The sequence below is a fragment of the Pseudomonas sp. VMV1 genome (genome assembly GCF_056790235.1).
On record NZ_JBXGSE010000040.1, the window covers coordinates 1 to 686 of the forward strand.

A 686-nucleotide genomic window follows, 5' to 3' on the forward strand; every position below is an offset into this window, starting at 1 on the left:
CTGTCGCAGTTGGTCTGTCGATTCGAGAGATTGCGACCCCTGAGCCGCCCTTGCCCTTCCCTTTCGATGCTTCAACGCTCACCAGGATCTTGCAGTCTAGGTAGCGGAGGCAGGGCCAGAAGTCGCCGCTCTTGCCCTTCCGCTGCGCCAACTTGCCCTGGCAGAGCAGGCAGGGCGGATCTTCCAGGACCTTGATGTTGAGCGTGGTCTGACGATACTGGGCTACCAGCTTGCCGATCCAGGCGCCTTGCTTGGCGATGAGGTCATCCAGCTGCACGGTGCCGACCTCTATCATGTCCAGGGCCCGCTGCCAGCTGGCTGTAGTGCTTGGGTCGGCCACTGCTGGCTGCGCCGCGGCGATCAGTGATACGCCGGCGTCGGATGCCTGCACTGCCTTGTCCTTCTTGAGCAGAAACTCGTGATAGATCAGCCTCTGGATGATGCTGGACCGCGTGGCATCGGTACCAATGTCAGTGATCTCCTTGAGCTTGGAGGCCAGGTTGGTGGGATCCAATATCGGGATGATGCTGTGGTGCCCAGTGGTCTTGGGGGCGTTCCACACCCGCGAGCGCTGCGCCGGATCAATACTGGCCAGCACCAGGACAATGGACGGATAGGTCCGGTGGATCGCCTCGAGCACGGCCGACACTTCCGGTAGCATGCTGGTGGGCAGGTAGCCACAGTCG

The 686-nt window shown here is 61.7% G+C and carries 1 protein-coding gene; it reads right to left on the reverse strand.

All coding sequences use genetic code 11. The features are described 5' to 3' along the window. A partial coding sequence (locus ACUCV0_RS24060) for a DNA topoisomerase (protein ID WP_482213930.1) occupies positions 1-686 on the reverse strand: 686 nt, incomplete at both ends.